This is a genomic window from Myxococcus sp. RHSTA-1-4, assembly GCF_020037125.1.
Lineage (GTDB): Bacteria > Myxococcota > Myxococcia > Myxococcales > Myxococcaceae > Myxococcus.
The window spans coordinates 1-5,292 of sequence record NZ_JAIQDG010000081.1 but is presented as its reverse complement, the minus strand read 5'-3'; the positions used below and the strand labels follow the sequence as shown (position 1 = coordinate 5,292).

3 rRNA genes are annotated in these 5,292 nt (G+C 56.0%); all 3 read right to left on the bottom strand.

Annotation, left to right across the window (positions count from 1 at the left end):
* Nucleotides 1–7: 7 nt before the first annotated feature.
* Nucleotides 8–124 (bottom strand): 5S ribosomal RNA (gene rrf, locus K8638_RS43865).
* Between the two features lie 160 nt (nucleotides 125–284).
* A 23S ribosomal RNA gene (locus tag K8638_RS43860) occupies nucleotides 285–3,248 on the bottom strand.
* A gap of 366 nt (nucleotides 3,249–3,614) precedes the next feature.
* Nucleotides 3,615–5,152 (bottom strand): 16S ribosomal RNA (locus K8638_RS43855).
* Together the 16S, 23S and 5S rRNA genes form the textbook arrangement of a ribosomal RNA operon.
* Nucleotides 5,153–5,292: the final 140 nt, after the last annotated feature.

Genomic DNA, 5,292 nt, shown 5'->3' with positions numbered 1-5,292 from the left:
AAAAAGAATCCGGCAGCGACCTACTCTCCCACGCGGTTTCCCGCGGAGTACCATCGGCTCTGGAGGGCTTAACTTCCGTGTTCGGGATGGGAACGGGTGTGACCCCTCCGACATTGCCACCGGAAAATGAGTGACTCGTACATACAAAGGGTAAGTTTCAATTCTGCGAGTGAAGCCTCGCTGCGCCTTGAAGCCGCTTCCAGGCGAGTGCGTTACTCGCACTCGAGCCTCGGCCTTGGTCCCGAATCCCTTACGCCCCGAAAGGAGGCATGGAAGAGAACGGGGAAAGTAAGCCGCTCGACCCATTAGTACCGGTTAGCTCAACGTGTTACCACGCTTACACACCCGGCCTATCAACGTCGTAGTCTTCGACGGGTCTTCAGGGGCTTGCGCCCGGGATACCTGGTCTTGAGGTCGGTTTCCCGCTTAGATGCTTTCAGCGGTTATCCAATCGGCACATGGCTACCCAGCGATGCCTCTGGCGAGACAACTGGTACACCAGCGGTGCCTCCAACCCGGTCCTCTCGTACTAAGGTCAGAGCCTCTCAAGTATCCTACGCCCACAGCAGATAGGGACCAAACTGTCTCACGACGTTTTGAACCCAGCTCGCGTACCGCTTTAATTGGCGAACAGCCAAACCCTTGGGACCTGCTCCAGCCCCAGGATGCGATGAGCCGACATCGAGGTGCCAAACCTCCCCGTCGATGTGAACTCTTGGGGGAGATAAGCCTGTTATCCCCGGAGTACCTTTTATCCGTTGAGCGATGGCCCTTCCATTCAGGACCACCGGATCACTATGACCTGCTTTCGCACCTGCTCGAGATGTCTCTCTCGCAGTCAAGCTCCCTTATGCCATTGCACTCGCCGCCCGGTTTCCAATCGGGCTGAGGGAACCATCGCGCGCCTCCGTTACTTTTTGGGAGGCGACCGCCCCAGTCAAACTACCCACCAGACAGTGTCCCAATCCCGGCTTACGGGACATGGTTAGACACCAGAAATCAACAGGGTGGTATTTCACCGTTGCCTCCACCGAACCTAGCGGCCCGGCTTCAAAGGCTCCCACCTATCCTACACAGTCAATCCCTAGTGTCACTGTCAAGTTGTAGTAAAGGTTCACGGGGTCTTTCCGTCTTGCTGCGGGTAAACTGCATCGGCACAGCTATTTCAATTTCGCTGAGTCCCTCTCCGAGACAGCGCGGAAGTCGTTACTCCATTCGTGCAGGTCGGAACTTACCCGACAAGGAATTTCGCTACCTTAGGACCGTTATAGTTACGGCCGCCGTTTACTGGGGCTTCGGATCATCGCTTCGCCTTGCGGCTGACGAATCCCCTTAACCTTCCAGCACCGGGCAGGAGTCAGACCCTATACGTCGGCTTGTCGCCTTCGCAGAGTCCTGTGTTTTTGGTAAACAGTCGCTACCGCCATTTCTCTGCAACCTCTCTCGGCTTCGGCTGTACGCCTACACCTACCAGAGGCCCACCTTCTTCCGAAGTTACGGTGGAAATTTGCCTAGTTCCTTGGAGGAGAGTTCTCTCAAGCGCCTTAGGATTTTCTCCTCACCCACCTGTGTCGGTTTACGGTACGGACACCCTATGAGCTCCCTACGGGACTTTTCTCGGAAGCCGAGCATCAGCGACTTACCCCTGACGGGGCGCCATGGGGTCTCGGGGATGGCTGCCGCGCCTTTATTCGTACGCGACACCCCTACACCTTTAGACTGACACAACCACCGGTCAGCTCGCCTAGCTTTCTCCGTCCTCCCTTAGTTCAACGCTCACAAGATGGCGCAGGAATATTAACCTGCTTTCCATCACCTACGCCTTTCGGCCTCGGCTTAGGTTCCGGCTAACCCTGGGAAGATTAACTTGACCCAGGAAACCTTGGGTTTACGGCGAGGGGGTTTCTCACCCCCTTTATCGCTACTCATTTCGGCATCAGCACTCCCAGTCGCTCCAGCCGCCTTTTCAGTCGACCTTCGCTGCAACTGGGACGCTCCCCTACCGCCATGCGTTTTGCGCATGACCCGAAGCTTCGGCACTAGTCTTGAGCCCCGTTACATTTTCGGCGCGGCCTGTCTTGACCAGTGAGCTATTACGCTTTCTTTAAAGGATGGCTGCTTCTAAGCCAACCTCCTGGTTGTCAATGACCTGCCACATCCTTTCTAGTGTTCACTTAGACTAGATTTGGGGGCCTTAGCTGTCGGTCTGGGTTATTCCCCTCTTGCCAATGGACGTTATCACCCACTGACTGCGTCCCGGGATAACAATTACCGGCATTCGGAGTTTGATACGGTTTGGTAATCTGGTGAGACCCCTAGCCGTTTCAGTGCTCTACCTCCGGTATTGAATTACCCGAGCCGATACCTAAATATCTTTCGGGGAGAACCAGCTATCACGGAGTTTGATTGGCCTTTCACCCCTACACACAGCTCATCCCAGAAATTTTCAACTTTCATGAGTTCGGTCCTCCATGCGGTGTTACCCGCACTTCAACCTGGCCATGTGTAGATCACCCCGCTTCGGGTTATAATACACGCAACTGAATCGCCCTCTTAGGACTCGCTTTCGCTCCGGCTCCACCTAACGGCTTAGCCTCGCTACGTATATTAAGTCGCCGAATCATGATGCAAAAGGTACGCCCTCGCACTGCCTTGCGGCGTAGTGCTCGGACTGCTTGTAGACATGCGGTTTCAGGTTCTTTGGACTCCCCTTGCCGGGGTTCTTTTCACCTTTCCCTCGCGGTACTAGTTCACTATCGGTCGCCAAGGAGTATTTAGCCTTACCGGATGGTCCCGGCAGATTCAGGCAGGATTGCACGTGTCCCGCCTTACTTGGGTACCCCGCTCGGCCCCAACCAGCTTTCGCGTACGCGACTATCACGCTCTTTGGTGCGCCTTTCCAGACGCTTCCGCTAGCCAGTCAAGGTCCTACCGCGGACCCACTACCCCGAAGCCACTTGCGTGACTCCGGTTTGGGCTTCTCCCATTTCGCTCGCCACTACTTTGGGAATCACTCGTTGTTTTCTCTTCCTCAGGGTACTGAGATGTTTCACTTCCCCTGGTTAGCTCCAGCCAGCCTATGGATTCAGCTGGTGGTAACGCCGCTATTCGCAGCGCTGGGTTTTCCCATTCGGACATCTCCGGATCAACGCTCGGTTGACAGCTCCCCGGAGCTTTTCGCAGCCACCCACGTCCTTCATCGCCTCTTGGCACCTAGGCATCCACCGCACGCCCTTAGTAGCTTACTTACCCTGATCTCTTTCACACCCGCCTCCCGGCGGATTGTCGAAACTCGAGACCAAGGCCCAGACCCCTGCTCTTCGCAGCAGACCTGGAAGGACTTCTTTACGCTTGTAGATGCTGGTTTGCGCTCTGGATGTGCCGAAGCCTCCCGGCCTCACCACACCCGGCAAATCAGCCTCTGCGAGAACTTCTCTCAGCAGAAATTGAACTTACCCTTCGTATGACTCGGTCCTTCAAAACCAAACAGCAAGCCCGGAGTAGAGAGTCAGATTGTGACTCGGAAACGTTGACCTGGTCGACCTTCGCAGCCCGAAGGCTGCTGGCATCGCCTACTCGCACCGAAGTGCGTGTCCGATGCCCGGTCTCCTTAGAAAGGAGGTGATCCAGCCGCAGGTTCCCCTACGGCTACCTTGTTACGACTTCACCCCAGTTACCGACCACTCCTTGGGCACCTCTTGGTGAGATGACTTCTGGAGCAATCGACTCCCATGGTGTGACGGGCGGTGTGTACAAGGCCCGGGAACGTATTCACCGCAGCGTGCTGATCTGCGATTACTAGCGATTCCGCCTTCATGGAGTCGAGTTGCAGACTCCAATCTGAACTGAGACCGGTTTTATGCGATTAGCTCCCCCTCGCGGGTTGGCAACGCTCTGTACCGGCCATTGTAGCACGTGTGTAGCCCTGGTCATAAAGGCCATGAGGACTTGACGTCATCCCCACCTTCCTCCGGTTTAACACCGGCAGTCCCTCTAGAGATCCACTTGCGTGGCAACTAAAGGCGAGGGTTGCGCTCGTTGCGGGACTTAACCCAACATCTCACGACACGAGCTGACGACAGCCATGCAGCACCTGTCTCTCGGTTCCCTTGCGGGCACTCCCTCATCTCTGAAGGATTCCGAGGATGTCAAGACCAGGTAAGGTTCTGCGCGTTGCGTCGAATTAAACCACATGCTCCACCGCTTGTGCGGGCCCCCGTCAATTCCTTTGAGTTTTAGTCTTGCGACCGTACTTCCCAGGCGGAGAACTTAATGCGTTAGCTTCGGCACCGCGGGGGTCAACTCCCACGACACCTAGTTCTCATCGTTTACGGCGTGGACTACCAGGGTATCTAATCCTGTTTGCTCCCCACGCTTTCGCGTCTCAGCGTCAGTTACCGTCCAGGTGGCCGCCTTCGCCACCGGTGTTCCTCCCCATATCTACGAATTTCACCTCTACTTGGGGAATTCCGCCACCCTCTCCGGCACTCAAGCACGACAGTTTCGGGCGCACTTCCTCAGTTGAGCTGAGGGCTTTCACACCCGACTTGTCACGCCGCCTACACGCGCTTTACGCCCAATAATTCCGAACAACGCTTGCACCCTCTGTATTACCGCGGCTGCTGGCACAGAGTTAGCCGGTGCTTCTTCTCCCGGTACCGTCAAGCCGTTGGATGTTAGCCAACGGGTTTTCGTCCCGGTCGAAAGTGCTTTACAATCCGAAGACCTTCATCACACACGCGGCGTTGCTGCGTCAGGCTTTCGCCCATTGCGCAAAATTCCCCACTGCTGCCTCCCGTAGGAGTCTGGACCGTGTCTCAGTTCCAGTGTGGCTGATCGTCCTCTCAGACCAGCTACCCGTCGTTGCCTTGGTGGGCCATTACCCCGCCAACTAGCTGATGGGCCGCGGACTCATCTGGTTGTGATAGCTTGTATACAGAGGCCACCTTTTCCCTCAGTCTCCGAAGAGACCGTGGGCTTATCCGGTATTAGCCAATCTTTCGACTGGTTATCCCGGGCATCCAGGCAGATTATCCACGTGTTACGCACCCGTGCGCCGCTCTACTAAGGGTTGCCCCTATTCGCGCTCGACTTGCATGTGTTAGGCACGCCGCCAGCGTTCGTTCTGAGCCAGGATCAAACTCTCCAATTGAATTTTGAAGAATTGAACCGGCGTCAGCTCCAGCTCGGCTAAGAGCTGAAAGCTCGCTGATTCGGTAGGTGCTGCCGGCTGCGCTTCGCAGCGCGACCTGGCTGGCACCTTCAAAGAATTGACTGCGGTTTCCGCAATCT